2 protein-coding genes and 1 pseudogene are annotated in these 1,869 nt (G+C 76.5%); all 3 read right to left on the bottom strand.

From position 1 onward, the window contains the following. Positions 1–72: 72 nt before the first annotated feature. Positions 73–441, bottom strand: a complete 369-nt coding sequence (locus ABZ885_RS40275) for a hypothetical protein (protein WP_360200039.1) — start codon at positions 439–441, stop codon at positions 73–75. 291 nt (positions 442–732) lie between these two features. Continuing rightward, positions 733–1,113, bottom strand: coding sequence for a nuclear transport factor 2 family protein (locus tag ABZ885_RS40280; RefSeq protein WP_360200041.1), 381 nt, complete (start codon positions 1,111–1,113; stop codon positions 733–735). Positions 1,114–1,146: 33 nt separating this feature from the next. Next, positions 1,147–1,566, bottom strand: a pseudogene (locus tag ABZ885_RS40285) (SgcJ/EcaC family oxidoreductase); the annotation flags it as partial. Positions 1,567–1,869 lie beyond the last annotated feature (303 nt).

Genomic DNA, 1,869 nt, shown 5'->3' on the forward strand with positions numbered 1-1,869 from the left:
GGCACTGGGTGCGGCGGCCACGGCGGGGAGGCGACGGGAGGCGTCGGGAGGAGACGGAAGCGACGCCGCAGGTCAGATCGCGGCGCCGACGGAGCGACGGCCCTTGCGCAGCGCGAACGCGCCCGCCCCGAGGCCGCCGAGCAGCAGGACGGCGCCGGAGGCGAGGCCGCCGCCGGACAGCGCCAGGCCGCCGCCACCGGTGTGCACGCCGCCGTGCGGGGCCTTCTCCTTCTCCTCGGCCTTGTGGTCCTCGCCCGTGGCGGGGGCACTCTTGTCCTGCTTCTCCTCCCAGGTCTTCTGGCCGTCCGGGGTGGCGGCCTTGTCCTGCTTCTCCTGCCAGGTGAGGTTCTTGTCCGAGCCGTCGGCGAAGGCGGCCGGGGCGCCGACGGTGAGGGCGGCGGCGACGACCGCCCCGGCGAGCAGCGTGCGTGCAGAGCGCATGATGATGATCCTTCCGGCGCGGAGCCGCGACTGCCGACACCGTGTCGGGCAAGGGGACTCACGGCGGTGCGCCTGATCCACCGTCAACCAGCCGCGCGGCCGCTGCCACCGGAGTACGGCGGCCCCGGCGGGGGTGGTGCGCCCTTCGGGTGGACTCGCGGGCGTGTTCACCCGAGTGCCGCGGGGATCCGGGTGAACCGGGTGTGGCCGCGTCCCTGGCGGTCCGGGCCCGGGGTCGGGGCGGACCCCGGGCCGGATCCTCCACGGCGCGGCCCTGGCTCCGGGCGGATGCTAGGAGCCGTCCGGGAGCGGGAACGAGAGGTGCTGGTGCACCATGACCCACGACCCGTCCCGCCGCTCGAACACCCGGGTGGCCCGCGACCAGGTCTCGACGTGGCCGCCGTCGGCCTGCGGCGCGCGGATGTGCTCCAGGCCCCAGGCGACGGCGAGGTCCCCGGCCGTGCGGACGGTCAGGTCCGGGACGTCCCAGGCGACCGGCCCGGGCGAGGCGTCGAGGCCGCGCCGGCAGACCTCGCGCACCTCCGCACGGCCCAGGTACCCGAGCGGGCCGGCGTGCTCGTAGGAGACGACGTCCTCGGCGACGGGGGCCATCAGCCCGTCCAGGTCCTTCGCGGCGGTGTCCTCCGACCACCGCCGGTGGATCCCGCGCACCGCGTGTTCCGCCTCGGTGTCCCGGGTGGCGGCGTCGCCGCTGGTGTCGGGGAAGGAGTGGTGCTCGTGCGTGACCTCCCAGCGCCCGTCCCGCCGGCGCAGCCCGAGCGTGAGCCGCAACCGGAGGGCCGGCTCCTCGGCGAAGTCCTGCGCCGTTCCGCACCGGAGCAGGGCGTGGGCGAACGCCACGTCGGCCCCGGCGGTGACCTCCAGGGACTCGATCGCGAACTCGGCACCCTGCGCCTGCCAGGTGAAGAACAGCGGCCAGGTCGCCCGGTAGGCGTCGATCCCGCGGACGCCCTGGAACGGGGGCGGGACGTCGAACATCACGATGTCGTCGCCGTGGTCGCGCAGTACGCCCGCCAGGTCGCCGCGGTGCACGGCCTCGGCCCACTGCTCGACCAGGGTGCGGATCTGCTGCTCGTCGGTGCTCGGTACGTCGTCGGACGGCATGGGCCGATGGTCGCACCGCCACCGGGCCGCCGGCCGGGAGGCGCGCGGCGGCCGCGCGGGCGGGCCGGGGAGGCCCGCGGGAGTGCTCCGCCGCTGATGGGGACCCCGGGGAACCGGATCCGGCCGGCCGCGTCTATCTTGATGGTCCACTGACACGAGAGGGAGCGGGCGATGGGCACGGTCGGTCGGAAGGCTGCCGCGGTGGCGGCGACGGGGGTTCTGCTGGGCGTGCTGGCGGCCTGCGCCTCGGCCGGTCCGCCGCACCGCCCGTCCACCCGCAGCACCCGCGGGCCGGCGCCCGGG

The sequence above is a fragment of the Kitasatospora sp. NPDC047058 genome, assembly GCF_040643935.1.
In the GTDB taxonomy this organism is placed as follows: Bacteria; Actinomycetota; Actinomycetes; order Streptomycetales; family Streptomycetaceae; genus Kitasatospora.

What these genes read in the sequence shown, in the direction of transcription:
- ABZ885_RS40275 (WP_360200039.1), bottom strand. Translation starts at nt 441, where the DNA reads ATGCGCTCTGCACGCACGCTGCTCGCCGGGGCGGTCGTCGCCGCCGCC.